Annotated in this window: 28 protein-coding genes; 7 read left to right on the top strand and 21 right to left on the bottom strand. The window is 70.0% G+C overall.

Features of this window, described 5'->3' with window-relative positions; all coding sequences use genetic code 11:
- The first annotated feature begins 20 nt into the window (after positions 1–20).
- Positions 21–1,070, top strand: coding sequence for a DMT family transporter (locus SGA01_RS05770; protein WP_268257677.1), 1,050 nt, complete (start codon positions 21–23; stop codon positions 1,068–1,070).
- Here the strand turns inward: SGA01_RS05770 and SGA01_RS05765 are convergent.
- From SGA01_RS05765 to panD, 3 genes are all read right to left on the bottom strand, one after another.
- On the bottom strand, positions 951–2,390 hold the full coding sequence (locus SGA01_RS05765) for a transglycosylase family protein (RefSeq protein WP_141293954.1): 1,440 nt from the start codon (positions 2,388–2,390) through the stop codon (positions 951–953). The genes SGA01_RS05770 and SGA01_RS05765 overlap by 120 nt on opposite strands.
- 386 nt (positions 2,391–2,776) lie before the next feature.
- On the bottom strand, positions 2,777–3,121 hold the full coding sequence (locus SGA01_RS05760; protein WP_141293952.1) for a GNAT family N-acetyltransferase: 345 nt from the start codon (positions 3,119–3,121) through the stop codon (positions 2,777–2,779).
- Between the two features lie 19 nt (positions 3,122–3,140).
- Positions 3,141–3,566: an aspartate 1-decarboxylase gene (panD, locus tag SGA01_RS05755; protein ID WP_141293950.1), complete on the bottom strand. Its 426-nt coding sequence runs from the start codon at positions 3,564–3,566 to the stop codon at positions 3,141–3,143.
- A 559-nt stretch (positions 3,567–4,125) separates the two neighbouring features.
- Between panD and SGA01_RS05750 the strand changes: the two genes are divergently transcribed.
- Positions 4,126–4,788: a hypothetical protein gene (locus SGA01_RS05750; protein ID WP_174867211.1), complete on the top strand. Its 663-nt coding sequence runs from the start codon at positions 4,126–4,128 to the stop codon at positions 4,786–4,788.
- 117 nt (positions 4,789–4,905) lie between these two features.
- Here the strand turns inward: SGA01_RS05750 and SGA01_RS05745 are convergent, their stop codons facing one another.
- Positions 4,906–6,093 carry an MFS transporter gene (locus SGA01_RS05745; RefSeq protein ID WP_229918392.1) on the bottom strand — a complete coding sequence of 396 codons (1,188 nt, stop codon included), beginning with the start codon at positions 6,091–6,093 and terminating at the stop codon, positions 4,906–4,908.
- Positions 6,090–6,656 (bottom strand): Chromate resistance protein ChrB, encoded by a 567-nt coding sequence (locus tag SGA01_RS05740; protein WP_141293948.1) that lies wholly within the window; start codon positions 6,654–6,656, stop codon positions 6,090–6,092. The genes SGA01_RS05745 and SGA01_RS05740 overlap by 4 nt, the downstream gene beginning before the upstream one ends.
- Before the next feature lie 94 nt (positions 6,657–6,750).
- Between SGA01_RS05740 and SGA01_RS05735 the strand changes: the two genes are divergently transcribed.
- Both SGA01_RS05735 and SGA01_RS05730 read left to right on the top strand, forming a co-directional pair.
- On the top strand, positions 6,751–7,086 hold the full coding sequence (locus tag SGA01_RS05735) for an ArsR/SmtB family transcription factor (RefSeq protein WP_141293946.1): 336 nt from the start codon (positions 6,751–6,753) through the stop codon (positions 7,084–7,086).
- A gap of 1 nt (position 7,087) precedes the next feature.
- Positions 7,088–7,807 carry a cation efflux transmembrane domain-containing protein gene (locus SGA01_RS05730; RefSeq protein WP_141293944.1) on the top strand — a complete coding sequence of 240 codons (720 nt, stop codon included), beginning with the start codon at positions 7,088–7,090 and terminating at the stop codon, positions 7,805–7,807.
- Between the two features lie 177 nt (positions 7,808–7,984).
- Here SGA01_RS05730 and SGA01_RS05725 read toward each other — a convergent pair whose 3' ends face one another.
- The 6 genes from SGA01_RS05725 to SGA01_RS05700 form a co-directional block, all read right to left on the bottom strand.
- Positions 7,985–8,776, bottom strand: a complete 792-nt coding sequence (locus SGA01_RS05725; protein ID WP_141293942.1) for an ABC transporter permease — start codon at positions 8,774–8,776, stop codon at positions 7,985–7,987.
- Positions 8,773–9,759: an ATP-binding cassette domain-containing protein gene (locus SGA01_RS05720; RefSeq protein ID WP_229918391.1), complete on the bottom strand. Its 987-nt coding sequence runs from the start codon at positions 9,757–9,759 to the stop codon at positions 8,773–8,775. The genes SGA01_RS05725 and SGA01_RS05720 overlap by 4 nt, the downstream gene beginning before the upstream one ends.
- A 322-nt stretch (positions 9,760–10,081) precedes the next feature.
- On the bottom strand, positions 10,082–10,408 hold the full coding sequence (locus SGA01_RS05715; RefSeq protein WP_141293938.1) for a DUF1048 domain-containing protein: 327 nt from the start codon (positions 10,406–10,408) through the stop codon (positions 10,082–10,084).
- A 1-nt stretch (position 10,409) separates the two neighbouring features.
- Complete coding sequence (locus SGA01_RS05710; protein WP_141293936.1) at positions 10,410–10,766, bottom strand: DUF1048 domain-containing protein; 357 nt, start codon at positions 10,764–10,766, stop codon at positions 10,410–10,412.
- Entirely contained in the window at positions 10,763–11,089 is a 327-nt protein-coding gene (locus SGA01_RS05705) for a PadR family transcriptional regulator (RefSeq protein WP_141293934.1), read from the bottom strand. Before SGA01_RS05705 ends, SGA01_RS05710 begins: the two co-directional genes overlap by 4 nt.
- 176 nt (positions 11,090–11,265) lie before the next feature.
- On the bottom strand, positions 11,266–11,997 hold the full coding sequence (locus SGA01_RS05700) for a MerR family transcriptional regulator (protein WP_141293932.1): 732 nt from the start codon (positions 11,995–11,997) through the stop codon (positions 11,266–11,268).
- Between the two features lie 54 nt (positions 11,998–12,051).
- Between SGA01_RS05700 and SGA01_RS05695 the strand changes: the two genes are divergently transcribed.
- Positions 12,052–12,339: a hypothetical protein gene (locus tag SGA01_RS05695; protein ID WP_141293930.1), complete on the top strand. Its 288-nt coding sequence runs from the start codon at positions 12,052–12,054 to the stop codon at positions 12,337–12,339.
- Between the two features lie 16 nt (positions 12,340–12,355).
- On the opposite strand, the gene SGA01_RS05690 is transcribed toward SGA01_RS05695, so the two are convergent.
- From SGA01_RS05690 to SGA01_RS05660, 8 genes are all read right to left on the bottom strand, one after another.
- Positions 12,356–14,899 carry a DUF4118 domain-containing protein gene (locus SGA01_RS05690; RefSeq protein WP_141293928.1) on the bottom strand — a complete coding sequence of 848 codons (2,544 nt, stop codon included), beginning with the start codon at positions 14,897–14,899 and terminating at the stop codon, positions 12,356–12,358.
- A 14-nt stretch (positions 14,900–14,913) separates the two neighbouring features.
- Entirely contained in the window at positions 14,914–15,606 is a 693-nt protein-coding gene (locus tag SGA01_RS05685) for a response regulator (RefSeq protein WP_141293926.1), read from the bottom strand.
- Positions 15,607–15,730: 124 nt separating this feature from the next.
- Positions 15,731–16,396 carry a potassium-transporting ATPase subunit C gene (locus SGA01_RS05680; RefSeq protein ID WP_141293924.1) on the bottom strand — a complete coding sequence of 222 codons (666 nt, stop codon included), beginning with the start codon at positions 16,394–16,396 and terminating at the stop codon, positions 15,731–15,733.
- A gap of 5 nt (positions 16,397–16,401) precedes the next feature.
- A complete protein-coding gene (gene kdpB, locus SGA01_RS05675; protein ID WP_141293922.1) occupies positions 16,402–18,537 on the bottom strand; it encodes a potassium-transporting ATPase subunit KdpB in 2,136 nt (711 codons plus the stop codon).
- A complete protein-coding gene (gene kdpA, locus SGA01_RS05670) occupies positions 18,534–20,198 on the bottom strand; it encodes a potassium-transporting ATPase subunit KdpA (RefSeq protein ID WP_141293920.1) in 1,665 nt (554 codons plus the stop codon). Before kdpA ends, kdpB begins: the two co-directional genes overlap by 4 nt.
- An 8-nt stretch (positions 20,199–20,206) precedes the next feature.
- Positions 20,207–20,296: a K(+)-transporting ATPase subunit F gene (kdpF, locus tag SGA01_RS05665; protein ID WP_037642492.1), complete on the bottom strand. Its 90-nt coding sequence runs from the start codon at positions 20,294–20,296 to the stop codon at positions 20,207–20,209.
- Positions 20,293–20,448 (bottom strand): hypothetical protein, encoded by a 156-nt coding sequence (locus tag SGA01_RS40890; RefSeq protein WP_167534017.1) that lies wholly within the window; start codon positions 20,446–20,448, stop codon positions 20,293–20,295. Before SGA01_RS40890 ends, kdpF (SGA01_RS05665) begins: the two co-directional genes overlap by 4 nt.
- A gap of 90 nt (positions 20,449–20,538) precedes the next feature.
- Positions 20,539–22,401, bottom strand: coding sequence for an NAD-binding protein (locus tag SGA01_RS05660; RefSeq protein WP_141293918.1), 1,863 nt, complete (start codon positions 22,399–22,401; stop codon positions 20,539–20,541).
- Positions 22,402–22,730: 329 nt separating this feature from the next.
- On the opposite strand from SGA01_RS05660, the gene SGA01_RS05655 reads away from it, so the two are divergent.
- Both SGA01_RS05655 and SGA01_RS05650 read left to right on the top strand, forming a co-directional pair.
- A complete protein-coding gene (locus SGA01_RS05655) occupies positions 22,731–23,507 on the top strand; it encodes a MerR family transcriptional regulator (protein WP_443098355.1) in 777 nt (258 codons plus the stop codon).
- A 63-nt stretch (positions 23,508–23,570) separates the two neighbouring features.
- Positions 23,571–23,906: a YnfA family protein gene (locus SGA01_RS05650; protein WP_141293916.1), complete on the top strand. Its 336-nt coding sequence runs from the start codon at positions 23,571–23,573 to the stop codon at positions 23,904–23,906.
- A gap of 149 nt (positions 23,907–24,055) precedes the next feature.
- On the opposite strand, the gene kdpF (SGA01_RS05645) is transcribed toward SGA01_RS05650, so the two are convergent.
- Both kdpF (SGA01_RS05645) and SGA01_RS05640 read right to left on the bottom strand, forming a co-directional pair.
- Positions 24,056–24,145 (bottom strand): K(+)-transporting ATPase subunit F, encoded by a 90-nt coding sequence (gene kdpF, locus SGA01_RS05645; protein WP_037642494.1) that lies wholly within the window; start codon positions 24,143–24,145, stop codon positions 24,056–24,058.
- A 149-nt stretch (positions 24,146–24,294) separates the two neighbouring features.
- Positions 24,295–25,710, bottom strand: coding sequence for a GlnX family signal transduction membrane protein (locus SGA01_RS05640; protein WP_141293914.1), 1,416 nt, complete (start codon positions 25,708–25,710; stop codon positions 24,295–24,297).
- Positions 25,711–26,001 lie beyond the last annotated feature (291 nt).

Here is a 26,001-nt window from a genome sequence, read left to right as displayed (position 1 = left end):
GAAGAGAGATCGTGGAAGGTATGAGCCCACTCCTGCTGTCCGTGCTCCTGTCCCTGGTCTCGGCGGTCGCCTACGCTGCCGCCGCGATCGTGCAGGAGCGGGTCGCGGCCTCCGCCTCCGGTCCGCGCTACGCGCCGCTGCGCAGCCCGGCGTGGTGGGTGTCCGTCCTGCTCAACGGTCTCGGCGCGACCCTGCACGTGGTCGCGCTCGCCTACGGTCCGCTCAGCCTGGTCCAGCCGCTGGGCGCCCTCACGATCGTCTTCGCGCTGCCCATGGCGGCCCTCTTCGTCGGCCGCCGGGCCGGGCGGCGGGCCTGGCGGGGCGCCCTCATGGCCACGGTCGGCCTCGCCGGCCTGCTGAGCCTCACGAACGGCTCCGACGCGCAGTCGCTCGCCGACGGGGAGCGATGGATGCTCGCGGCGGGCACGACCGCCGTGGTGGCCGTCCTCTTCACTGCGGCCCACCTGGTGGGCCGGTCCGTGCTGCGCAGCGTGATCCTGGCCGCCGGGGCCGGCGTCTCCTTCGGCATGGCCTCGGTCTTCACCAAGTCCGTGGCCGAGGAGTGGACCTCCGCCGCCCCGCTCGCCGAGTGGACGGGGCTGCTCGTGCTCTCGGCACTCGCCGTGACCGGGCTGCTCCTCTCGCAGGCCTCGTACCGGGGCGCGGGGCTCGCCGCCCCGCTCGCCACGGTCACCGTGGTGAACCCGGTGGTCGCGGCGGCCGTGGGTCTCACGCTCTTCGGCGAGAGCTTCCGCTACGGCACGGCGGGCACCGTCGCCGCACTGGCCTGCGGCGCGGTCGCGGCGGGCGGCCTGGTCCAGCTCACCCTCGACCGCATGACGGTCCCGCCGGAGGCCCTGTCGGTGTCAGATCCGGGGGCGTCGGCGGGATCGGGGGCGTCGGAGCGATCGGGGTCGTCACCGCGATCGGTGCCGTCGTCGGGGGCGCCGTCAGATGGAGACGCCCCGCGCCCTGAGGTAGGCCAGCGGATCGATGTCGGAGCCGTACCCGGGACCCGTCCGCACCTCGAAGTGGAGATGCGGTCCCGAGCTGTTGCCGGTCGACCCTGAGCGTCCGATGCGCTGGCCGCCCTGGACCCGCTGTCCCTCGCGGACGGTGAGCGCGGAGAGGTGCGCGTACTGGCTGTAGCGGCCGTCGTCGTGGCGCAGGACGACCTGGTAGCCGTACGCGCCGCCCCACCCCGCGGAGACGACCCGTGCGTCGGCGACGGCCTTGACCGAGGTGCCGGTGGGAACGGGGAAATCGACTCCGGTGTGGTAGCCGCTGGACCAGGAGGAGCCGCGGGTGCCGTAGCTGGTGCCGATGCCGGCGGCGATGGGAGCGGAGTAGCGGTCCTCGTCCGGCGCGGCGGCGGGCCGCGGCTTGGACGCGGGCCGGCTGACGGGCTTGGTGGCCTTGGGCTTGGGCTTGGGCTTGACGGAAGGCTTCGCCGCGGGAGTGCCCCGGGGAGCCGGGGCCTTGGTGGCGGGCGCCTTCGGAGTCGAGGGCTTGGAGGCGGGCGCCTTGGTGGCCGGAGCCTTCGCCGCGGGAGTCTTCGCGGGAGGCGTCTTCACGGGGGGCGTCTTCGCGACCGGGTGCTTCGAGGGGGCGGGCTTCACGGCCGGGGACGTCACGACGCGCGGAACCGCCTTGGCTCCCTTGGTCGCCTTGCCCCCGTCGATCAGCTCGGGAGACTCGGCGGACTTCCTGGGGGCGGCGATGCGCAGGGTGAGCCGCTGGCCGGGGTGGATCAGGTCGGGGTCGTCGCCGACGACCGGCCGGTTCGACTCGTACAGCCGCTTCCAGCCGCCCTGGACGCGCTCCTCGCGGGCGATCTTCGAGAGGGAGTCGCCGGGCGTGACCGTGTACATCTCGCGGACCGTGGGCACGGTGGTCGGATCGGCGCGCCGGGTGGCCTGCTCGGGTAAGACGCGCTGGCCCGGCACGGAGGCGGTCCGTGGCGCGTTCCCCCTGGTGGACGCGGACTTCGTGGTGGTGTCGGGGGCCTCGCCGCCCCGGGCGAGGCCCGCGCGCGGCCCGCACGAGGGCCAGGCGCCCGGCCCCTGCCCCTTGAGGACGCGCTCGGCGATCACGATCTGCTGGTCCTTGGAGGCGAGGTCGGCGCGCGGCGCGTAGTGCGTGCCGCCGTAGCTCTCCCAGGTGGACTGGCTGAACTGGAGGCCGCCGAAGTAGCCGTTCCCGGTGTTGATGTGCCAGCTGGAGGAGGACTCGCAGGCCGCGACCTTCTCCCAGACGTCCAGAGAGGCCGCCTGCACGGCTCCCGCGCCGATCAGCGGGAGCGCCATGCCGGCACCTCCGGCGGTGACGGTGAGCGAGGCACGGTTGATCCGGCTCGGCTGGTGGCGGCGGTGACGTCCGCGTACGGCCATGGGCCCCCCTTGGAACACAGCGACAGCCGTCCAAGTTAGGGGTGGCGCACGCTCCGTGACAAGGGCGCGCGCGGAACCTCAAGCCTCTTACGTCACCTTGCCGTTGACGGCGGGCGGAGCCCGGCGGGGCCCGGCTGGGGCTGAGGCTCGGGTTCCGGAACAGGTCCGCCGGGCTCGGGCACCGGGTTGGGCACGGGATCCGGCGGCACCGGTACGGGGTTGGGCGGGGGTACGGGCGGCGGGGAGGGCACGGGGGGCGGTACGGGCGAGGGCTGCGGATCGGGGAAGGGGTGCGTCATCACGGACCTCTCGGTCGTCGGGATCCTGCCTTCCCCAGGGTGACCCGACGGACGGACTCTCGCCCGCCGGGTCCCTTCCTTCGGGGGTCACCAGAGGCCGGGGGTGGCCTTGAGCTGGAGCTTCGCCGCGCGGACGACGTCCGCCGGGGGGACGGGGGCCTCGTCCGGGTGGCGCTCGGCCCACTTGGCGGCGTACGGGCAGAGCGGCACGACGGGCACGCCCTCGCCGGCGGCGATCGTGTAGAACTCGCGCACGAGCGCTCCGGCGATGCCCTTCCCCTCGTGCCCGTCCTCGACGATGGTGTGGACCGCCACGAGGGCATGGGGTTCGGCGTCGAGGACGAAGTAGACGACGACACCGACGTAGGTGTCCCCCTCGAACGCCTCCAGGCGCCCGTTCGTCCGGTCGTCGCGGATCTTCAGCTCGGGCATGCGGCGGCTCTCCCTCGGCTCAGACCTGTGCGGGCACGGCGTGCGGTGCACGGACCGTGTCACTCCCGGGAACGGGCGCGGAGGCGTCCTCCCCGAGCTCCACGATGCGGTTGTCCGCGTCGACGTGCACCACGCTCGGCCTGAACGAGCGCGCCTCGGCGTCCTCGACCTGCGCGTAGCTGATGAGGATCACGAGGTCGCCCGGGTGCACGAGGTGGGCGGCGGCACCGTTGATCCCGATGACCCCGGAGCCACGCTCGCCCTCGATGACGTACGTCTCCAGCCGGGCCCCGTTGTCGATGTCGACGATGTGCACGAGCTCGCCGGGCAGCAGATCGGCCGCCTCCATCAAGTCGGCGTCGACGGTGACGGACCCGACGTAGTGCAGATCGGCCTGGGTCACGGTCGCCCGGTGGATCTTGGACTTGAACAGAGTGCGCAGCACTGTGGACTCCTCGAAGACGGCTCCCTGCCTGCTTTCTGCAGGTCAAGGGCGGTCTCGACTCTACACCGACACCCCCGTCCGATGTTTGTGAGGAACATCGCCCCGGTCAGGTGAGACGGCTTCCTACCTGGGCTTTCCCTTCATACCGACGCCTGTTGGGACGACCGTCCCGGAACGCGCGAGGACTCATGCTGACCGAATGCTGACTTACCTGATGAGCCATCAGGTATGCGGGAGACCGCTCTGCACACAGGCACGACGTACGCCCACACACCACCGCCCTGTCGGGCACGGCATCGCTCCGGTTCACGGAACACGGCTCCTTCGGCCATCAGCCGGTCGACGCTCGGCCGCCTCGGAAGCCAGCTCGCTGCCTGCCACCCGCCCGAGGCCCCTCGGCAGTGCGGAACTCGCGAGCGAGGCGGGGCCAAGGCGCAGACGCCGGCCTGCCAGGGCCGAAGCCCAGGTCACGCGCCCCTGCGCACATGCGTGCGCCGCTCCTCCCTTCCGTACGGTCCGGCCGATGGTGAACCACCCGCGCACGCCGTGAGGAGAGCTGTTGAAGCCGGCCGAGGAAGTGCTCCAGGAACTGACCCAGCCGTCGAACATCTCCGTCCACTCCGACGACGCACTCATCGGCAAGGTGAAGGCCGCCGTCACGGCGGACGACAGGAAGCGGAAGGAGAACGAGGACGAGCCGCTCCGCAGGAAGCCCGACCTCGCCTCGATCCCGCAGACGGAGCTGCCCCGGCAGTTCGAAGTGACCCTCTGGGACGTCCTCCACACCCTCGCCCGAGCCACCGCTCTGTCGTGGCGCGGTGCGGGCCGGGGGCTGGCGGAGCACTGGGGCGCGCTCAAGTACACCCAGGCCCTGGCCGGCGGTCGTAACTCCTTCCTCGGCCTCACCGACGAGGGCCACCGCATCGCGGACCACTACAAGTCGCTGCAGTCCGGCGAGCTCGGCATCGGCTTCGCGCTCACGCTCGCCGAGCACATGCTGGGCAGCCGCTTCCCCGACCACTCGGTGACGATCGTCCCCGCCGACACCGTGTTGCGCGCGGGCTGGGCGCTCACCAGCAGGGACAAGGGCGAGAAGGTGAAGTACCGCTATCGGCCCCAGTACTTCGCGGCGGTTTGGCGGCCGGGCGAGCCGTGCTTGCAAGGGCAACCACAGCGACTCCGCCATCTCCGCCGAGCAGTTGTGACAGCTGATCAGCACTAGCCGGCTCGCGGGTGCTGTCAGCTCTCAGCGACATTTGCGCGACGCCAAGTCATCCTCTGCTCTCGAACCTCGTTTATGGGTGGTCTCCGACCTCACCTACGCACCCAAGTGTTCGGGCTACTCTGCCGCGGGTGCCGTGCGGGGACGGATTGCCAACGCGAGCAGCGGACCGACTGCCAGCAGCAGGGCGAGGGCCGCATAGCCCGTGGTGAGCGTCGAGACGGTCGCGACGCCGGCGACGAGCAAGGGACCTCCGGCGTCGCCGAGTTCGCGGCCGAGTTCGGCCGATCCCATGGTCTGGCCCATGCGTTCCTCGGGGGTGGAGGCGGCGAGGGCGGCGAAGCCGAGCGGGGTGATCAGCCCGGTGCCGGTTCCGATGAGGGCGGCGGCGAGAAGTACGCCGGCGAGGCCGGGAAGCATGGCGGCCGCGAGGCCGGCGGCGGTGATGAGCAGTCCGCTGAGCAGTCCGGTGCTGATGGTGAGGCGTCCAGCGTCGAGCGCACGGCCGGACTTCGGCTGGACGACGGCGGCGGTGGCGGCCAGGACGGAGACGGCGGCGCCGGTGGCGACGGTGCCGAGTCCCGCCGCGGCTCCGGAGACGGGCAGGAAGCCCACGCCGACGGATAGGGCGGCGGTGGCGGCGGCGAGGGCTGCAGTCGGGGCGAGGAAGGAGCGGTCGGCCAGGCGGCGGGCGAGGTCGGCGACGGTCTGCCGCTTGCGCGGCAGCGGTGGCACGACGGGCACCGCGCGTGCGGCCCACACGGCGACGGCCGCCGCGCACAGGGCCATCACCGTGAACAGCAGGCGCAGGCCGCCTGCCCAGACGAGGAGGCCGCCGAGGAGCGGACCGAGGGTGTAGCCGATGGACTTGTAGAAGCCGTACGAGCCGAAGGCGCGCCCGCGTTTGGCGGCCGGGTTGAGGCGGGCGACCAGCGCGGATGCGGAGGGCGAGAAGGCGGAGGCCGCGGCACCCTGGCCGAGGCGGGCGGCCCACAGCCAGCCGGGGCTGTCGGCGATCGCGTACAGCGCGGAAGCGGCGGCGAACGCGATGAGACCGCCGAGCAGTACGGGCTTGCCGCCGATGCGGTCGGCGAGCGAACCGAAGACGGGCTTGAGGAGCACCTCGGCGCCGTCGTAGAGGGCGAGCAGTCCGCCGAGGACGAGCAGGGAGGTGACGGCGTCCTCGGAGAAGCCGCCGAGATTGGCGGCGATGCCGTGGGCGCCGAAGGCGGTCGTGAACCCGGCCGCGTACAGAGGCCACATGGCTTGTCTCGGGGCGGCCGGGGCTATGGGCTGCGCGGTCATGCGAGGTCCTCGTCCGTGGTGTGCAGCGCGTCGAAGACGCGCTCGGCGTAGTCCTCGCAGGCGGTGGCGCACTGCTTGAGCCGCCGGCCGGCTTCGGCTGCCTCGGGGGCCCCGAAGACGTCCCGGGCGGTCAGGTCGCGGTGCCAGCGGCGGAGCCGCTCCAGGCTCTGCTCCTCTTCCTCCAGTTCGGCCAGGGTGAACTTGGCGATCCGGATCTCCTTGGCGATCTCCTCCTCGAACTTGGCGCAGTCGGCGAGGAACTCCGTCCAGTCCGCGGAGCGGGCGGCGGTGAACATCTCCCGGAACCGGGCGGCGTCCTGGTCGGAGCGGCCGGACGCCTGGAGCGTCACGCCCTGGCCGCCGGCGCTGTCGGTGAGTTCGAGGGCGCGCCGGACCCCGTCGGCGAAGACGGGCACCTCCGGCACCGCCCAGATGCCCTGCCCCAGGGAGAGGGCGCCGATCTTGCGCAGCTCTCGCCATACCGCCACGCGGTGGCGGGACGGGTCGGCGGGCAGCTTGACCACCAGGATCAGCCATCGGAAAGCCTGCTCAGCATTCGTCACGACCGAGAATGTAGCAGGCGTTACATCCCGCCATCCCGCCTCGATCTCGCAGTTCAGGGTTCCCTGAATTCAGAGATACGTGTATCTTCATGCCGTGCTGACTGTTGCCTCCGACATCGAGGTGCTGGCCAGGTTCGGCCGCGCGCTCGCCGATCCGATCCGCTGCCGCATCCTGCTCGCCCTGCGCGACGCGCCTGCCTACCCGGCCGACCTCGCCGACGCGCTCGGCATCTCGCGGACCCGCCTGTCGAACCACCTGGCCTGCCTGCGCGACTGCGGCCTGGTCGTCACGGTGCCGGACGGGCGGCGCACCCGCTACGAGCTCGCCGACGCACGCCTCGGCCATGCCCTGGAGCACCTCCTGGCCGCCGTGGTCGCGGTCGAGTCCGACCAGACCTGCCCGGACGCCGCCACGAAGGACTGCTGCTGAGATGACCGCGATATCCCTCGGGCCGTCCCCGGCCCGCCGCGACGCGCTCGCCAAACGAATACGGCTCCTGGTCGCCGCCACGATCACCTACAACGTCATCGAGGCCGTCGTCGCGATCACCGCCGGCACGATCGCCTCCTCCACCGCCCTGATCGGCTTCGGCCTCGACTCCGTCATCGAGGTCTCCTCCGCCGCCGCGGTCGCCTGGCAGTTCTCCGCCCGCGACCACGCCGTCCGCCAGGCGCGCGAGCAACGCACCCTGCGGATCATCGCCGTCTCCTTCTTCGCCCTCGCCGCCTACGTCGGCGTCGACGCCGTCCGCGCCCTCACCGGCACCGGCGAGGCAGAGCGGTCCGTCCCCGGCATCGTCATCGCCGCCCTCTCGCTGGCGATCATGCCGTTCCTCTCCGCCGCCCAACGCCGCGCCGGACGCGAACTCGGCTCCGCCAGCGCGGTCGCGGACTCCAAGCAGACTCTCCTGTGCACCTACCTCTCCGCCGCCCTTCTGGTCGGCCTGGCCCTCAACGCCACAATCGGCTGGTCCTGGGCCGACCCCATCGCCGCCCTCGTGATCGCCGCCATCGCGGTCAAGGAAGGCCACGACGCCTGGCAGGGCAAGGGCTGCTGCGCACCCACCACCCACACCCCGGCGCCCGCCGGGGCCGTCGCGACCGAGGCGGACGCGTGCGGCTGCAAGCCGGGCTGCACCTGCTGCTCGTGAACTTCTCGTTGCCGGTTCGCCCTCCCCACACCCGATCCGTCGACGGTGAATGACTGGGAAAGAGCCAGCGTTCTAGCCGTGCACTCTTCGCTGCGATGGGACTCCCGCAGCTCGTCCCGCCCCGTCTGACGCAGACGGGGCGGGACGAGCTGCGGGAGGCGGCCGGCGCGGTCGTGTCTACATCGGGTCGCGGTTGAACTGTGCCGTCGACCAGCGGTAGCCGAGCGCGATCAGGCCGACGCACCAGGCGAGGGCGAGCCAGCCGTTGTGGCCGATCTCGGTGCCGAGGAGGAGGCCGCGGAGGGTCTCGATGGCGGGGGTGAAGGGCTGGTACTCGGCGATCGGCCGGAACCAGCCCGGCATCGTACCGGCCGGGATGAAGGCGCTGGAGATGAGCGGGAGAAGGATCAGCGGCATCGCCATGTTGCTGGCAGCCTCCGGGTTCGGGCTGGCCATGCCCATGCCGACGGCGATCCAGGTGAGGGCCAGGGCGAACAGCGCGATCAGACCGAACGCCGCCAGCCACTCCAAGGCCGTGGCGTCCGTGGACCGGAAGCCGATGGCCACGCCGACGGCGCCGACGAGGACCACGCTGGCGACCGACTGGAGCACGCTGCCGACGACGTGCCCGACGACCACCGAGCCGCGGTAGACCGCCATCGTGCGGAAACGGGCGATGAGGCCCTCGGTCATGTCCATGGAGACGTACACCGCCGCCCCGATCACGGTGCTGCCGACGGTCATCAGCAGGATGCCCGGGACGATGTAGGCGATGTAGTCGGAGCGGTCGGCGCCGCCGCCGGCGATGCCCGCGCTCATCACGTCGCCGAAGATGTAGACGAAGAGCAGCAGCATCATGATCGGCGTGAGCAGCAGGTTCAGCGTCGCGGACGGGTAGCGCCAGGCGTGCAGCAGATTGCGGCGCAGCATCGTGTGCGAGTCGCGGACGGCGAGGGACAGGGAGTTCATCGGGCGTCCTTCTGGGGCTGGTGGGGGACGTTGCCTCCGCTGGTGAGGGCGAAGAAGACGTCGTCGAGGTCGGGTGTGTGGACGGTCAGTTCGTCCGCCTCGACGCCGACGGAGTCGAGCCAGTCGAGAATGGAGCGCAGTTCGCGCTGACTGCCGTCGCTGGGGATGGACAGCGACAGCGCCTGGTCATCCCGAGTGACCTCACGCAGAGCGTCGGCTGCGGACTGGTACGCCGTCGGGTCGGTGAAGCGGAGCCGTACGTGGCCTCCGGGGACGAGCCGCTTCAGTTCCTCCGCGGTGCCCTCGGCGACGATCTTCCCGTCGTTCAACACGGCGATGCGGTCCGCGAGTTCGTCGGCCTCGTCCAGGTACTGGGTGGTGAGGAAGACGGTGACACCGTCGGAGACGAGGCCGCGAATGATGGCCCACATGTTGTGGCGGGAGCGCGGATCGAGCCCTGTCGTCGGCTCGTCGAGGAAGATGATCCGCGGACTGCCGACCAGCGTCATCGCGAGGTCGAGGCGGCGCTTCATACCGCCGGAGTACGTGGAGACCGGCTTCTTCGCGGCGTCCACCAGATCGAAACGCTCCAGGAGTTCGGCGGCGACCCGCCGACCCTCGCGCTTGCACAGGTGATGGAGGTCCGCCATCAGGAGCATGTTCTCCTCGCCGGTGATCAGGCCGTCGACCGCGGAGAACTGGCCGGTGACACCGATCGCGGCACGGACCGCCTGCGGGTCGGCCGCCACGTCATGGCCTCCGACGTGCAGTTCGCCGGCGTCGGCGGCGATCAGGGTGGAGAGGATCTTGACGGCGGTGGTCTTGCCGGCGCCGTTCGGGCCGAGGAGCGCGAACACAGACCCGGCCGGGATGTGCAGATCGATACCGTCGAGGACGAGCTTTTCGCCGTACGACTTGCGTAGCCCGACGGCGGAGATTGCAGTCGTCGACAGGTGACCGTCACCCTGCCTGGATGTGGGCATGACAGATGAAGGCATGGAGGCTTCCTTTCGGAGGCTGAAGACAAAGGGGGGGGCTGTTTCGCAACTCGGATCGAGCGACTGTCCGTGACTGCACGTCAGTCGTGTCGTCTTGAGGAAGGGTGTCGAGCGGCCCGCCGCCGGAGACCTGCCCGCCGGGACCGCGGGCAGGACTGAGCCAGGGCTCGCCGGCCTGCTCGACCACCTCGCTGGACAGGATCTGCGGCGGCTTCTGGCGGCCGGTGGGCCCACGCCTGTTCGCGCTGCGCCGAGGCGAACGAGCCGCGCGTGCGGGCTACGCGCACGGGCCATGAGGAGCCGGGTGTTACTTCCCGGCCGCGCCGGGTTCCCCGCTGATGGACTCCTGGTAGACGTCCGCGTAGGTGGGAGAGTCCTTGATCAGGTCGTCACAGAACGCGGCGACATCGTTGCCGATGAGTTCCAGGACCCCCCTGCCCGAGGCGACGCCCCCCTCGAAGAAGTCGACGATCCCGGGGAGCAGGGGCCCGTCCGGCAGGTCGACCGGTCCGACCTTGAAGAAGTACTTCTCCATCTCCTTGTAGACGATCTGGTAGTCCGGCGGGAGTGCCTTGACCCGAGCCTTGTGCGCCCGCCACTGCTTCTTGCCCTCGATGATGTCCTGGATGCCCATGTCAGCCTCCCAGCCGGCTCAGTTTCCTTGCGACGTTCCTGTTCAACTGCTCGCGCCACCGGTCGCGATAGGTGCGAGCGCCTTCTCCACCGGCCAGCGCCGTGCAGAAGCCTCGGATGTCGTCGCCGAGGACCTCGTGGACGCCCTGCCCGTCCGCCGCCGTTTCTTCGAGCAGCCCCAGGGCGGCGTCGAGGATCGGCATCAGGTTGCGGCCGGTGAAGTCCCCATGGGGAAAGAGGTGGGCTTTGATCTGCGCCCACGCCGCCCGGTAGTCGTCCGGCAGGGCCTCCGCCCGGGCTTCGAACGCCTTCCATTCCCTGGTGAGATCGCTGCCGGTGATGGTCTCCCAGAAGTTCATCTCCCGCCCTCCTTGAGCCTGTCGATGCGTGATGAGACGTACTGCCATTTCGCCCAGAACTTCGCGAGCTCCTCGCGTCCGGCGTCGTTGAGCGCGTAGAACTTACGCGGCGGACCGACACCGGACGGCCGCTTCGTCACCTGGACGAGCTTGTTCCTCTCCAGCCGCAGCAGGATGGTGTACACCGTCCCCTCGACGACGTCGGCGAAGCCGAGCTCGTTCAGCTGACGGGTGATGGCGTACCCGTAGGTTTCCTCGCTGCCGATGATCTCGAGCACGCACCCCTCGAGCGTGCCCTTCAGCATCTCCGTCAGGTCTTCCATCGCGAGTCCTCCTCGGCCTAGCGGTACTCCGTAGTACCGAGTACTGCTATACAGTATCACCGAGTAGTGGAGGCTGCCAGGGTTCGGTGAACGCGGACCGGACTCTGCGATCCGCGAAGCGCAGGATCTTCACGTCCGACCCTCTGGGCAGTGTCAGCGCATCCGGCAATTTCGCCTCACGCGTTGAGCTGTTGCCGAACCAGCGCGTCGATTCGCCGCCACGCAGGAGACGAGGCGTTGACCGTGCCTTGGATCAGTGAAGGGATGCCGGAGTCCTCATCCAGGTGGGGCAGCTCCTCGGAGCCGTAGCGAGCCTTGGTCGCCTGGACCATGCGGCGGGCGAGGTCGTCGATGCGGGGATCCCGGGCGTCGAGGTCGTGCGCGCGGTCGTAGTCGAGGAAGAGCTGCCGTAGGGCCGGCTCGGCCAGGGACTCGGCCTGGTCGTGGAACAGAGTGATCGCGTGGTCCGGGTGGGTGGCGAAGACGAGGATCCACAGGTCGCGTTGCAGATCGACCCACCACGGGGTGAATCCCCAGCGGGCCAGGTGCTCCAGGTGGGCAGCGACCTCGGCAGGTACCGGTGCCGGCTGCCCGGCGACGAGTCGGCGAAGGCGCGCCTGTGTCGCCCGCAGGTCCCTGATGCGTGCGGTGAGCTCCTCGTCGATCTCGCTCAGTGCCTCCCGGAACTCCCCGTCGGTCGCCGCTCTCAGCTCTCGGATACGGGCCAGGGGGACGCCGGCTTCGGCGAGCGTCCGGATCTTGATCAGGTCGATGGCGTCGTCGGCGTCGTATCGCCGGTAGCCGGACGCATCGCGGTCGGGCTCGGGGAGCAGCCCCTTGTCGTGGTAGACGCGGATGGTCTTGATCGACACTCCGACATAGGCGGCCAGTTGCCCGATGGTGATCACCCGGCCATCGTCGCACTTGACCTTTCCCCTGGGGCAGGGTCGCACCATGGCGTCATGGAGAACACGAACATCGATCGGGAGACCCTGCGCGAGCTGGCCGACGAGGGCAACGAGACCGCGTTGGACCGGCTGGCCGACCTTGTCGACGCAGCCGGTGACCTCGACGAGCTGAGCGAACTGCTGGACGAGGGATCCCTGCGCGCCGGGCTCCTCCTCGCCCGACGCGCGGCCGCGGCCGGCGACCTGCGCGAGCTGCAACGGATCTCCGACGCCGGGTACGACGAGGCCGGGAGTCAGCTGGAGCAGCTGTTGAAGGAATCGGCGGACGAGCACCGGGACTGACCCCGGCACGCCCGTGTCAGGTGGTCGCCTCGGCCGCCAGGTCCGGTACGGACGGCACGGCGCCGGCGGCCATCCGCAGGGTGACCGTCATGGTCAGGCCCCCGCCGGGGGTGTCCTCCGCGGTCAGAGTTCCGCCCATCGCCTCCACGAACCCCCGCGCCACCGCCAGGCCGAGGCCGACTCCCTCGCCGCGCGGGGCGTCGCCGTAGCGCTGGAAGGCGCCGAAGACACGCTCCTTGGCTTCGTCGGGGACGCCGGGGCCCCGGTCGACGACGCGCAGTTCCACGCGGTCGGCGAGGGCGCTCGCCGAGACGAGGACGGGCACGCCGTCGGGGCTGTACTTGACGGCGTTCTCGACGATGTTGGCGACGGCCCGCTCCAGGAGGCCGCGGTCGACTGCCACCATCGGCAGCGTCTCGGGGATGTCGAGCTCGACACTGTCCTCGGGGACTCCCAGCAGTGCCATCGGCACCACCTCGTCGAGGTCGGTCTCCCGGATGACGGCGGTGACGGTGCCTGTCTCCAGGCGGGACATGTCGAGGAGGTTGCCGACGAGGTGGTCGAGGCGGTCGGCGCCGTCCTCGATGCCTTCGAGGAGTTCGGCCCGGTCGTCCTCCGACCACTCGACGTCGTCGGAGCGGAGGGAGGTGACGGAGGCCTTGATGCCGGCGAGCGGGGTGCGCAGGTCGTGGCTGACGGCGGCGAGGAGTGACGTACGGATCTTGTTGCCCTCGGCGAGCTTCCGGGCCTCTTCCGCCTCTCCTACGAGCCGCTGCCGGTCGAGGACGACGGCTGCCTGGGCTGCGAAGGCGCCGAGGACCCGCCGGTCCTCGGCGGGCAGCACTCGGCCGGTGAGCGCGAGCGCGAGGTGGTCGCCGACGGGCATGTCCACGTCCGCGTCCTCCGGGCGGTCGCACGGCCGGTGGCCGACGACGGCGACGCAGGACCACGGCTCCGTCTCGTCGGGGCGTTCCAGGAGGGCGACCGACTCCATGGAGAAGGTCTCCCGGACCCGTTCGAGGAGCGCTTCGAGCGTCGTCTCGCCCCGCAGCACGCTCCCGGCGAGGAAGGACAGGGTCTCCGACTCGGCCCGCAGGCGGGCGGCCTGGTGCGTCCGGCGGGCTGCCAGGTCCACGACCGAGGCCACCGAGATCGCCACCCCCACGAAGATCACCAGGGCGACGATGTTGCGCGGGTCGGCGATGGTGAGCTGGTGTATCGGCGGGGTGAAGAACCAGTTCAGGAGCAGCGATCCGAAGGCCGCGGAGGCAAGGGCCGGCTTGAGCCCGCCCAGGAGCGCTGCCGCGACGGTAAGCGTGAGGTAGAGGAGGACGTCGTTGGCCAGGCCCACGTCGGGGGCGGCGGTACTGAGCAGCAGAGTGAGCAGCGCCGGACCGGCCAGGCCCACGAGCCAGCCCCAGATGGTCCGGGACCGGCCGAGCCGGGCGCCCCCGGGACCGGGCAGCCGACGGCCCTTCGCCGCCTCGTCGTGGGTGACGATGTGGACGTCGAGGTCGGGCCCGGATTCGCGGGCGACCGTCCCGCTGACACCGGGGCCGAAGAGGTACTGCCAGGAGCGGCGGCGGCTCACCCCGAGCACGATCTGGGTGGCGTTCACCCCGCGCGCGAATTCGAGCAGCCCCGCGGAGACGTCGTCGCCGACGACGTGGTGGAAGGTGCCGCCGAGGTCCTCGACGAGGGTCCGCTGGACCGCCAGCTCCTTCGGGGATGCCGAGGTCAGACCGTCGCTGCGCGAGATGTAGACAGCGAGGACCTCGCCACCCGCGCCCTTCTCGGCCAGCCGCACCGCGCGGCGTATCAAGGTCCGTCCCTCCGGGCCGCCGGTGAGGCCGACGACGATGCGTTCCCGCGAGCCCCAGATCTTGGAGACACGGTGCTCGGTCCGGTACTCCTGGAGGTACTCGTCGACCCGATCGGCCGTCCACAGCAGGGCCAGTTCGCGGAGGGCGGTCAGGTTGCCGGGGCGGAAGTAGTTGGAGAGGGCCGCGTCGACCTTGTCCGACTTGTAGATGTTGCCGTGCGCCATGCGGCGGCGCAGCGCCTGGGGCGACATGTCGACCAGTTCGATCTGGTCGGCGCGGCGGACGACCTCGTCGGGGACGGTCTCCTTCTGCCGGATACCCGTGATCGCCTCGACGACATCCCCGAGGGACTCCAGGTGCTGGATGTTGACGGTCGACACGACGTCGATACCAGCCGCGAGCAGCTCCTCGACGTCCTGCCAGCGCTTGGCGTTCCGCGAGCCCGGCACGTTCGTGTGCGGCAGCTCGTCGACGAGCGCGACGGCGGGCCGCCGCGCCAGGATGGCGTCCACGTCCATTTCCGTGAAGGAGGTGCCTCGGTACTCGATCGTCCGGCGCGGAATCATCTCCAGGCCGTGCAGCATGACCTCGGTCCGTGGCCGGTTGTGGTGCTCCACGAAGGCGACGACGCAGTCCGTACCGCGTTCGACGCGCCGGTGCCCCTCGGAGAGCATGGAGTACGTCTTGCCGACGCCCGGCGCCGCTCCCAGGTAGATGCGCAGCTTTCCGCGTCCCATGTACTGCGTCTCTCCTACGGTTCGAACCGGTAACCCATACCGGGTTCGGTGATCAAATAGCGAGGATGCGACGGGTCCACTTCCAGTTTGCGCCGCAGCTGGGCCATGTAGACCCGGAGGTAGTTCGTCTTGGTGCTGTAGCTCGGGCCCCATACCTCCTGGAGCAGCCGGCGCTGGCTGATGAGCCGCCCCGGGTTGCAGATCAGTATTTCCAGCAGATGCCATTCGGTCGGGGTGAGCCGTACGTCCCGGTCCACACGCTTCACCTTCTTCGCCACCAGGTCGACGGTGAACTCATCGGTGACGACCCGGCCGCCACCCGTGGCCGGTGACTCCGCCGGCGCCTCGGCCGTACGCCGGGTGGCGGCCCGCAGCCGGGCCAGGAGCTCGTCCATGCTGAAGGGCTTGGTCATGTAGTCGTCCGCGCCCGCGTCGAGGGCACGGATCTTGTCCTCGGAACCGCTACGCGCCGAAAGGACGAGCACGGGGGAACGGCTCCAGCGCCGCAACGCCCTGATGACGTCGACGCCGTCCATGTCCGGCAGCCCCAGGTCGACGATCAACACGTCCGGTGGCTCGGAAGCGGCGAGGGACAGCGCCGTGGCACCGTCCGGTGCCGCATCCACCACGTATCGGCGCGCCTGCAAGTTGATCACCAGCGCTCGTGCGAGCTGCGCGTCGTCCTCGACCACCAGCACCCGCGTCATCGGCGTGCTGCCTTCCTCTTGTACGTGCGGTTCGTGTAGTTCGTGTCGTTCGTCGTGCTGCGGGAGCCGGCGGACCCGGGGCACTCCCGGGTCCGCCGGCTCCCATGCCGCTTCGATAAGGCCATCAGCCCTTGGTCAATTCCTTGAGCGCGATGTTGAGCTGGAGGACATTGACGCGCGGCTCACCGATGAAGCCGAGGATCCGGTCGTCGGTGTGGTCGGCGACGAGCTTCTCCACCGGCTTGACGTCGAGGTTGTTCTTCTCGGCGATCCGGTGGACCTGGAGCTTCGCGTACTCCGGGGAGATGTGCGGGTCCAGGCCGGAGCCGGAGGAGGTGACCGCATCGGCGGGCACGTCCGACGGCTTCACCGTGTAGCCGTTCACCGAGTTGTCCTTGATCACGGCCGCCTTCGCGTCCTTGACCCAGGTGATCAGATCCTCGTTGTCACCGGAACGGTTCGTGGCGCCGGAGAGGATGATCGAGTACTGGGTGTTGACGCTGTTGGAGCCCAGGCCGTTCGAGGGGCGCGGCTGGAACCACTTCAGGTCCGGGGCCGCGGTCTCCTCACCCTCCTTGAGGGGCAGGTTGTACGTCTGGCCGATGAGCTCGGAGCCGACGACCTTGCCGTCCACCTTCACCTCGGAGCCGTTCGCCTTGCCAGGGAAGGCCACTTGGGCGATCCCGGTGACGGCCAGCGGGTAGAGGACACCCGTGATCACGGTGAGGACGAGGAGGGCGCGCAGGCCCGCCCAGAGCACGCGGCCGGTGTTCGCTGCTGAGTTGTTCATCGTGGTCAGCCGATTCCGGGGATGAGAGAGAGGAGCAGGTCGATGATCTTGATGCCGATGAACGGGGCGACCAGGCCGCCGAGTCCGTAGATCCCTAGGTTGCGACGGAGCATCGAGTCGGCGCTGGACGGCCGGTAGCGGACGCCCTTGAGGGCGAGCGGCACGAGGGCGATGATGATCAGGGCGTTGAAGATAACGGCCGAGAGGATCGCGGACTCGGGCGAGGCCAGGCCCATGATGTTGAGCTTGTCGAGGCTCGGGTAGGCGACGGCGAACATCGCGGGGATGATCGCGAAGTACTTCGCCACGTCGTTGGCGATCGAGAAGGTCGTCAACGCGCCTCGGGTGATGAGGAGTTGCTTGCCGATCTCGACGATCTCGATGAGCTTGGTCGGGTTGGAGTCGAGGTCGACCATGTTGCCGGCCTCCTTCGCGGCCGACGTGCCCGTGTTCATCGCGACACCGACGTCCGCCTGGGCCAGCGCGGGTGCGTCGTTGGTGCCGTCGCCGGTCATCGCGACGAGCTTCCCGCCCGCCTGCTCGCGCTTGATGAGGGCCATCTTGTCCTCGGGGGTGGCCTCGGCAAGGAAGTCGTCGACACCCGCCTCCTCGGCGATGGCCTTCGCGGTCAGCGGGTTGTCGCCCGTGATCATGACCGTGCGGATGCCCATGCGGCGCAGCTCGTCGAACCGCTCCCGCATGCCCTCCTTGACGACGTCCTTCAGGTGGATGACGCCCAGGACGCGGGCGCCCTTGTCGTCCTTGACCGCGACGAGCAGCGGCGTACCGCCGGCCTGCGAGATCCGGTCGGTCAGGGTCTCGGCGTCGTCGGCGACCGTGCCGCCCTGCTCGCGGACCCAGGCGACGACCGAGCCGGTCGCGCCCTTGCGGGTCTGCCTGCCGTCGACGTCGACACCCGACATGCGGGTCTGGGCGGTGAACTCGATCCAGGTGGCGTGGGCGAGCTCGCCCTGGTGGCGCTCGCGCAGGCCGTACTTCTCCTTGGCGAGGACCACGATGGAGCGGCCCTCGGGTGTCTCGTCCGCGAGGGACGAGAGCTGGGCGGCGTCGGCCAGTTCGGCCTCGGTGGTGCCCTTGACGGGGACAAACTCCGAAGCCTGGCGGTTGCCGAGGGTGATGGTGCCGGTCTTGTCGAGCAGCAGCGTCGACACGTCGCCCGCGGCCTCGACCGCGCGGCCCGACATGGCGAGGACGTTGCGCTGCACGAGCCGGTCCATGCCCGCGATGCCGATCGCGGAGAGCAGCGCGCCGATCGTCGTCGGGATCAGACAGACGAGCAGGGCCGTCAGGACGATCATCGAGGTCTGCTTGTCGGCGCCCGCGTAGATCGCGAACGGCTTCAGAGTCACGACTGCGAGCAGGAAGACGATCGTCAGCGAGGCGAGCAGGATGTTCAGCGCGATCTCGTTCGGCGTCTTCTGCCGGGACGCGCCCTCGACCAGGTTGATCATCCGGTCGATGAACGTCTCGCCCGGCTTCGTCGTGATCTTGACGACGACGCGGTCCGACAGCACCTTCGTACCGCCGGTGACCGCGCAGCGGTCACCGCCGGACTCGCGGATGACCGGGGCCGACTCGCCCGTGATGGCGGACTCGTCGACGCTGGCGACGCCCTCGACGACGTCACCGTCGCCGGGGATGATGTCGCCGGCCTCGCACACCACCAGGTCACCGATGCGCAGCTCGGTGCCCGGGACCCGCTCCTCGTTCCTGCCGATGAGACGGCGGGCGACCGTGTCGGTCTTGGCCTTGCGCAGGGTGTCGGCCTGCGCCTTGCCCCGGCCCTCGGCGACCGCCTCCGCCAGGTTGGCGAAGATCGTCGTCAGCCACAGCCAGACCGTGATCGCCCAGCCGAACCAGTCCCCCGGGTTCTTGACGGCCAGCACGGTGGTGACCACCGAGCCGATCAGCACCACGAACATCACGGGCGACTTGATCATCACCCGCGGGTCGAGCTTCTTGACCGCGTCCGGGAAGGACTTGATCAGCTGCTTGGGGTCGAAGAGACCTCCACCGACCCGGCCCGGGGCATGATGCCCCCCGGACAGGTCGCCGTGGGGCGCCTTGGTCGCAGTCGCGGTGGACATGCCGTCCTCGTGCTTCTTTACGTCGTGGGTCATGCCGCGAGCCCTTCGGCGAGCGGTCCCAGCGCGAGGGCCGGGAAGTAGGTGAGACCGGTGATGATCATGATCGTGCCGACCAGGAGGCCGGTGAACAGCGGCTTCTCCGTCCGGAGCGTGCCCGCGGTCTCGGGTACGGGGGTCTGCTCGGCGAGCGAGCCGGCCAGCGCGAGCACGAACACCATCGGCAGGAACCGGCCGAGCAGCATCGCGATGCCGATGGTCGAGTTGAACCACTGCGTGTCCGCGTTCAGACCCGCGAACGCCGAACCGTTGTTGTTCGCACCCGAGGTGTAGGCGTAGAGGATCTCGGAGAAGCCGTGCGCGCCGGAGTTCGTCATCGAGTTCGACGGGGTGTCCAGGGCCATCGCGACCGCCGTGAAGCAGAGCACCAGAGCCGGGGTGATCAGGATGTAGCAGGCCGCGAACTTGATCTCGCGAGTGCCGATCTTCTTGCCCAGGTACTCGGGGGTGCGGCCCACCATCAGACCGGCGATGAACACCGCGATGACCGCCATGATCAGCATGCCGTAGAGGCCGGAACCGACACCGCCGGGCGCGATCTCGCCGAGCTGCATGCCCAGCATCGTGATCCCGCCGCCGAAGCCCGTGTACGAGGAGTGGAAGGAGTTGACCGCACCGGTCGAGGTGAGCGTGGTCGCCACCGCGAAGAGCGACGAACCGCCGATCCCGAAGCGGGTCTCCTTGCCCTCCATCGCACCGCCGGCCAGGTCGAAGGCCGGACCGTTGTGGGCGAACTCGGTCCACATCATCAGGCCGGTGAAGACGACCCAGATGGTGGCCATCGTGCCGAGGATCGCGTACCCCTGCTTGATCGAGCCGACCATCCGGCCGAACGTCCGGGTCAGGGCAAACGGGATGACCAGGATCAGGTAGATCTCGAAGAGGTTCGACAGCGGATTGGGATTCTCGAAGGGGTGGGCCGAGTTGGCGTTGAAGTAACCGCCGCCGTTCGTGCCCAGCTCCTTGATGACCTCCTGCGAGGCCACCGCCCCGCCGTTCCACTGCTGCGCGCCACCCATGAACTGACCGACCTCGTGGATGCCCGCGAAGTTCTGGATCGCGCCGCAGGCGACGAGCACGAGCGCGCCGATCACCGAGATCGGCAGCAGGATGCGGACCGTTCCCCGGACCAGGTCGGACCAGAAGTTGCCCAGTTCACCGGTTCGGGACCGGGCGAAGCCACGCACCAGCGCGACGGCCACGGCCATACCCACGGCCGCCGACACGAAGTTCTGCACCGCGAGGCCGCCGGTCTGCACGACGTGGCCCATGGCCTGCTCGCCGTAGTACGACTGCCAGTTGGTGTTCGCCACGAACGACGCCGCCGTGTTGAACGCCTGGTCCGGATCGATCGACACGAAGCCCAGCGAGCCGGGCAGCGAACCCTGCACCCGCTGCAGCAGATACAGGAAGAGGACGCTCACCGCGGAGAAGGCCAAGACACCGCGCAGGTACGCGGGCCAGCGCATCTCCGTGTTCGCGTTGGCCCCGATGGCCTTGTAGATCCACTTCTCGGGCTTGTAGTGCTTCTCCGAGGAGTACACCTTCGCCATGTAGTCACCCAGCGGCCGGTACGACAGACCCAGGGCGACGATCAACGCCAGAAGCTGGAGGACTCCAGCAAGAACAGGACTCATATCCGTACTCAGAACCTCTCCGGCTTGACGAGGGCGAGGACGAGATAGACCAGCAGGGCGGCGGCCACGATCAGACCGATGATGTTCTCGGCACTCACAGCTTGGCCACCCCCTTGGCGATGAAGGCCACCAGCGCGAAGATCGCGATCGTGGTGACGACGAAGGCCACGTCGGCCATCGTGAGCTCCCGGATGCAGGAAGAAGGAAGAACGGATTCTCGGACGAGATGAGGAAATCGCCTTTCGGCCACGGATCGGCCTTCGTTAACGCCGCTCTTACGTCCCGCAGCGCGGTCTTGACGCGTCTCCTACGGCTCCCTGGCTCGCGACGCGGAACCAGGTCACTCCCCCGCCCGTTCGCGTCTGCGCCCCGGGTGCGGCTGGACCCCGGACATTAGTACGTCCAAGCCCTGTCGGCTGGTCGCCAGCACCACGCGGTCACCCGCGCGCAGCACACGGCCGTGCACCGGACGCCAGTCGAAGCCGGTGGCCCGGTCGTATCGAATCCCCGCCAGGGTGTCCCCTGCGGCCGCCGGTGGAACACTCCCCGCCCCTACGGCGAGGACCCGCCATTCGTTCTCCCGGAACGCCTCGTGGACCGAGCGCCCCTCCAGCTCCGGGTGTCCGGCCACGTCGACAGCCGTGAAGAGCAGCGATCCCCGCTCGACCGGCATCACACCGAGGACGTGGCGGCCCATCATGGCGGCGGCGAACGCCGGAGCGGCGAGGGCGGAGACGCTGCGGCTGCGGGTGAGCGCGTCGGGGTACGAGGCACGCATGGTGGCGGACACGGTGGCGGCGAAATCGTCGTCGTACAGGCGCATGACCACCCGGATCGCCGGGTTGATCTCCCGCGCGGCCATCGCGAGGTCCAGGTTCTCCCCATCACCGTGCGTGACGACCAGAAGGGACTTGCTGTGCCGGATCCTGGCCTGCTCCAGGACCCCGGGCGCGGTCGCGTCCTCAAGGAGGAGAGGAATGCCCAGCTCACGGGCGTAGGCGACGCCGCGGGCCGCCGGGTCGCGCTCGATGACGACGACCCTGTGGTCGGTGGACCGCAGGCGGGCCAGGACGCGGGTGCCGATCTTCCCCAGGCCGACGAGGACGATGTGGTCGGCCATCTCCGGAGCGGGTGGCTGGTTCGCCGAGCCGGAGCGGAAGGCTTCGGTGGCGTTCATGGTCGCGGCGACCACCAGCGGCAGGATGGCGAGCCCCACGAAGCCGGCGATGAGCTGGAGTATCCGCCGTGCCGGCGACTCGCCCTCCCCTGTCGCCGGGTCGCCCATGGTGAAGATGTCCAGGAGCGGCAGATAGACGGCTCTCCACAGGGGGCCGTCCTCGACCAGCCAGGTGGCCACGGAGAGAGCGACGACGATCGCGGCGAGTACGCCGAAGACGGCCAGGACCTCGCGTGCGAGGAACACCTTCCAGGGCAGGTGCGAGAGCCGTGCGCGCAGCCAGGCACGGCTGGCGCTCCGGTCGTCCGGGACTCTCGGCGCGTGGTGGTGAGTGACCTCTTCGAGCATGAGACGGCCGTGCGTGAACTGACGGCGGTCCGCGGTCCTGGTGTCGGGCAGCAGCTGGGTGCCTCCGAGGCCGGCGGTCTCGGCGCTGTCCTCGCTCGCCGGGTCGTTCTCGTGCGCCCCGGAAAGGATGGCGAGCGTGGCGAGGTCGGCGGTGTGCGGCGATGTTCCGGCCGCGCGCACCACGCCGCGGAAGACCTTTCCCTCGACCTGAAGGGTGTGGCCCTCGCCGACGGCGGCGGCCACCAGCTCGGGGACGGCCGTGTCGCTGTCGGAGAGGACGGTCGTCGAGGCGTCCGACTCACCCTGAACACCTGCGGCCCGGTCCAGGAGCCGCTCCAGGTGACGCCCTCGCTCGCGGTGATACATGCGGATGACCAGGCGTATGGACGGGTTGAGACTGCGGGCGAGGAGCGCGGCCGTCATGTTCACCTGGTCGTCGGCATAGGTGAGGGCAAGGGCGGCGGCGCGCTCGACGCCCGCGGCCCGGAGCGTCCGCTCGTCGGGGCCCGGGGCCACGATCAGTTCGACCGGAGAGTGCGGGTCACGGTGCAGGGCGGCGATGTCGGCGCCGTGCTGGTCGCGCCGTGAAGGGAGGACGACGGTGACCGCCTCGCCGCACACGGCGTCGAGTTCGACGGCGAGGCGATGGGCGAGACCGTCGTCCCCACAGATCACCATGTGCTGGGAACGCTGCCCAAGTGGCATACGGAGATGGATCGTTGACGTCACGTCCGGCAACCCTGCCGAACGGAGCCCGCCACGTCTCCCTTCGCACGAGAGTTCGACGTCAAGATCGCGTCAGGATCGCCGGAGAGCCTCGAATCAGCCGTGGCCAACACTCGGTTCTCTGCCTGCAGAATGGCTTCCTCTGCAGGCCCTGAACCATCTCCCGGCTGCCCTGCCGCGGGGGCGCACGAACGGAGTCGTGACCGACCGTAGCCGCAGACGGCCCGTGGTTGGGCTTGACCTTCGACCTGGGGCGAAGGTCTATCGTCGACGGCGTGAGCATGATGCGGATCTCCAGGCTCGCTGAGCGCTCTGGCGTGCCGGCGACCACTTTGCGTTTCTACGAGAGCGCCGGTCTCCTGCCCGCTGACCGGACTCCGGGCGGGTACCGGGTGTACGGCGAGGACGCGGTCGAGCGGCTGGCGTTCATCGGCGCGGCCAAGCACCTGGGGCTGCCGCTGGAGGAGATCAGCGAGCTGCTCTCGGTGTGGGAGGCCGGTGCCTGTCGGGACGTGAAGGCCGATCTGCGGCCGCGGATCGCCGCCCGCCTGGCCGAGGCCGAGTCCCGCGCGGCCGAGCTGGCCGCCTTCACCGCCTCCCTGCACACGGCAATGGAGCACCTGGACGCGCTGCCTGACCGTGCGAGCCCCTGTGATCCCGAGTGCGGCTTCCTCTCCCCTTCGTCTCCGCCCGCCGCACGTACGCGGCCGGTGGACGTGGTGCTCGCGCCCAGCCGACAGGCCACCGAGGCGGAGGTGGAGGGGTGGCGCACGGCGCCGGTGGCTTGCTCCCTGACCGGCAACGGCCTGCACGAGCGGACCGCACAGTGGCGTGATGCGGTCGACGGCGCCGTTCGGAACGCGGTGCCCGACGGGTTGCGGCTGACGCTGCCCGTCGATCGGACGGCCCGGGTGGCCACGCTGGCAGCGGCCGAGCAGCAGGGCTGCCCGTTCTTCGACTTCCGGATCCACCTCGACGGCCCGCACCTGCACCTGGAGGTCCGCGCGCCGGCCGACGCCTCCGGCCTGCTCACCGCCCTGTTCGGCCCGGCCGCCTGACCGCGCACCGGTCGCCTGACCGGCACCCGATTCCAGCTTCCCCTGCCCCGGAGAGTCCCGCCCGTGTTCGTCGCCCGCTCCATCGCCCTGTTCACCGTCGCCGCGCTGTTCGAGATCGGGGGCGCCTGGCTGGTCTGGCAGGGCATCCGCGAACACAGGGGCTGGATCTGGATCGGCGCCGGAGTCATCGCCCTCGGCCTCTACGGGGTGGTGGCCACCTTCCAGTCCGACGACAACTTCGGCCGCATCCTCGCCGCGTACGGCGGGATCTTCGTTGCCGGATCGATCGCCTGGGGCATGGTCGCCGACGGCTACCGTCCCGACCGCTTCGACATCATCGGCGCGCTGGTCTGCCTCGCCGGGATGGCGGTCATCATGTACGCCCCACGAGGCCACTGACCTCGCCTGAACCAAGTCCCGGCAGGAGCCTTCGTCGGTTCACGAGGCGTGGTCAGTCGTGGCGGGCGAAGGTCACGTGCATGGTCGGCAGCCCTTGAGCCTCCCCGGACGGACCTCCGGGTCGACGGGCCCCGGCGGCGCGGGCCGCTTCAGAACTTCTCCGGGCGGATCAGCGCGGCGACGAGATAGCCGACGATGCTGGCGGCGACGATCAGTCCGACCACTTTCTCCACGCTCATGAGCGATTCACTTCCTGGTGGGTCCCTGCGGGTGTCCTGTTGCGAGGAAACCCGGTGCGCGGCGCGCGTACGAGCACTTTGACGGGTCCCTTGCGAGGCGCCTTCGCATGCTGACGGCGTCTTGGCGGTTCTCTAGCGGAGCAGCGCGGTCAGCGGAACTCGGCAAGGCGCGGGCGCAGGCCCAGGGCGGCCAGGACGGCGGCGGCGAGCAGGCAGGCGATGGCCCAGGGCAGGCGCCCGGTGAGCGTGTCCCTGCCGTCGTCGGCGGCCGTGTCGAAGGCCCGGCCGTTGACGGCCGTGACCTCGTCGAGTGCTTTCATCCACGTGCCGAAGTGGGCGTTGGACTTCCCCGGTTCCCAGCTGATGCAGAACGAGACGGCCTCCCCTTCCCTGCCGGCGGCGACCAGGGAGCGAATGGTGCGGTCGTCGCGCTGGTACACCGCGTACGCCTCGACGGTCCGCTCGGCGGCGGCCCGCTCGCCGGGGAACGTGATGTTGTCCAGCTCGCGCCGGAACTCGCCGGTGAACCGCTTGTCCTCGTGGTCCTCCTGGTACGCCTTCCAGGTCTCGGCGAGCCGTGGCTCGTACGAGGGAAGGTCGGCGCCCGTGATCCCGTACAGGCTCTGCGACTTGGTCAGGAACGCCGTCTCGTGGGTGGTCCGGTGGTCCCGGTCGAGGAGGTAGCGGCTCTCGTCGGCGTTGGCGTCGTAGGCGATCGCGCGGGCGCGGGAGAGCGCGACGGTCGAGTCGAAGGCGTCGCGGCGGGCGACCCTCAGCTGCTCGGAGGTGGTGGTGAGCGCCTGGGAGCCGAGGACGACGGCGAGGAGTGCGCAGGCGGTGGCGGCGAGCAGGCCCGGGTTGAGGATGCGGTGGAAGCTGCGCGCGAGGTACCGCTGGAGCAGGGCGAGTACGGCGAGCAGGGTGAGGCCGAGGGCCAGGAGCAGGGTCGTTTGTGTGCCGAGGTCGGATCGTTCCGCGGCGTAGGCGTCCTCGAACTGATGGTTGGTGCCGTCGACGAGGGTGCGGGCCTCCGGCAGGAGCCGCTGAGTGAGCATGTCGTTGGCCGTGCGGTAGTTCTCGACGGCGTCCGGTTTGCCGCCGGTGCGGGTGTCGCTCTCCAGGGCTCGTCCGATGAACTCCTGGTACCGGGCGAAGTCGGCGGTGAGGCGTTCGACGGTGCGCTCGGCCTCGATGTCGCCCTCCGCTGCCACGCCGAGAGTACGCAGGTCTCGGCTGACGGCCTCGCGTGCCTCGTCGTACAGCTGGACGGCCTTGTCGTACGGGACGGTCATCCGGCCCTTGCCCGCGTCGCCGTTCGCCAGGAGGGAGTTGACGGCCTGGGCGTCCATGTCGTTGAGGGCGAGGTTGAGGCCTGCGGCACTCACGGTGCGCGGGGCGTGATGGCCGGTGACGGCGTCCCAGGTGTCGGAGGCGGTGAGTCCGGCCGTGATCATCAACCCGGCGCAGGCCGCCGTGAGCAGCAGGATCGCCGTACGCAGCAGGCGCAGGCGAGCGGGCTGCGTGCCCCAGGAGCGGCGCCGCAGCGTGCTGAGGCGGTTCTTCACGCGTTCGAAGCCCTTGCCGGCGGGGCCGGCGGACGGGCCGCCCGGTCCGCGACGTGCTCGTGGTCGCGGACCGGGACGGCCCACCGGTCGTACAACCGTCGTGGGTGTGGTGGTGACGGTCCGGGCCGTCGTCTCCGGACCGTGCGCGCTACCGGTTGTGGTGGCCACGCATCCCTCCCACCCTCACGACTCGGACGGTTGTCCGATCCCCCGTGCCGAGGAGTCTGGGGTCCGATGCGGCCACCACCCAACGGCATTGACGTGCCCCTGGCGGTTCTCGGGTCCGATTTG

This window comes from Streptomyces gardneri (assembly GCF_006539185.1).
In the GTDB taxonomy this organism is placed as follows: domain Bacteria; phylum Actinomycetota; class Actinomycetes; order Streptomycetales; family Streptomycetaceae; genus Streptomyces; species Streptomyces gardneri.
Note: the sequence above shows the minus strand (reverse complement) of the source record. Positions and strands in the feature narration are given on the sequence as shown.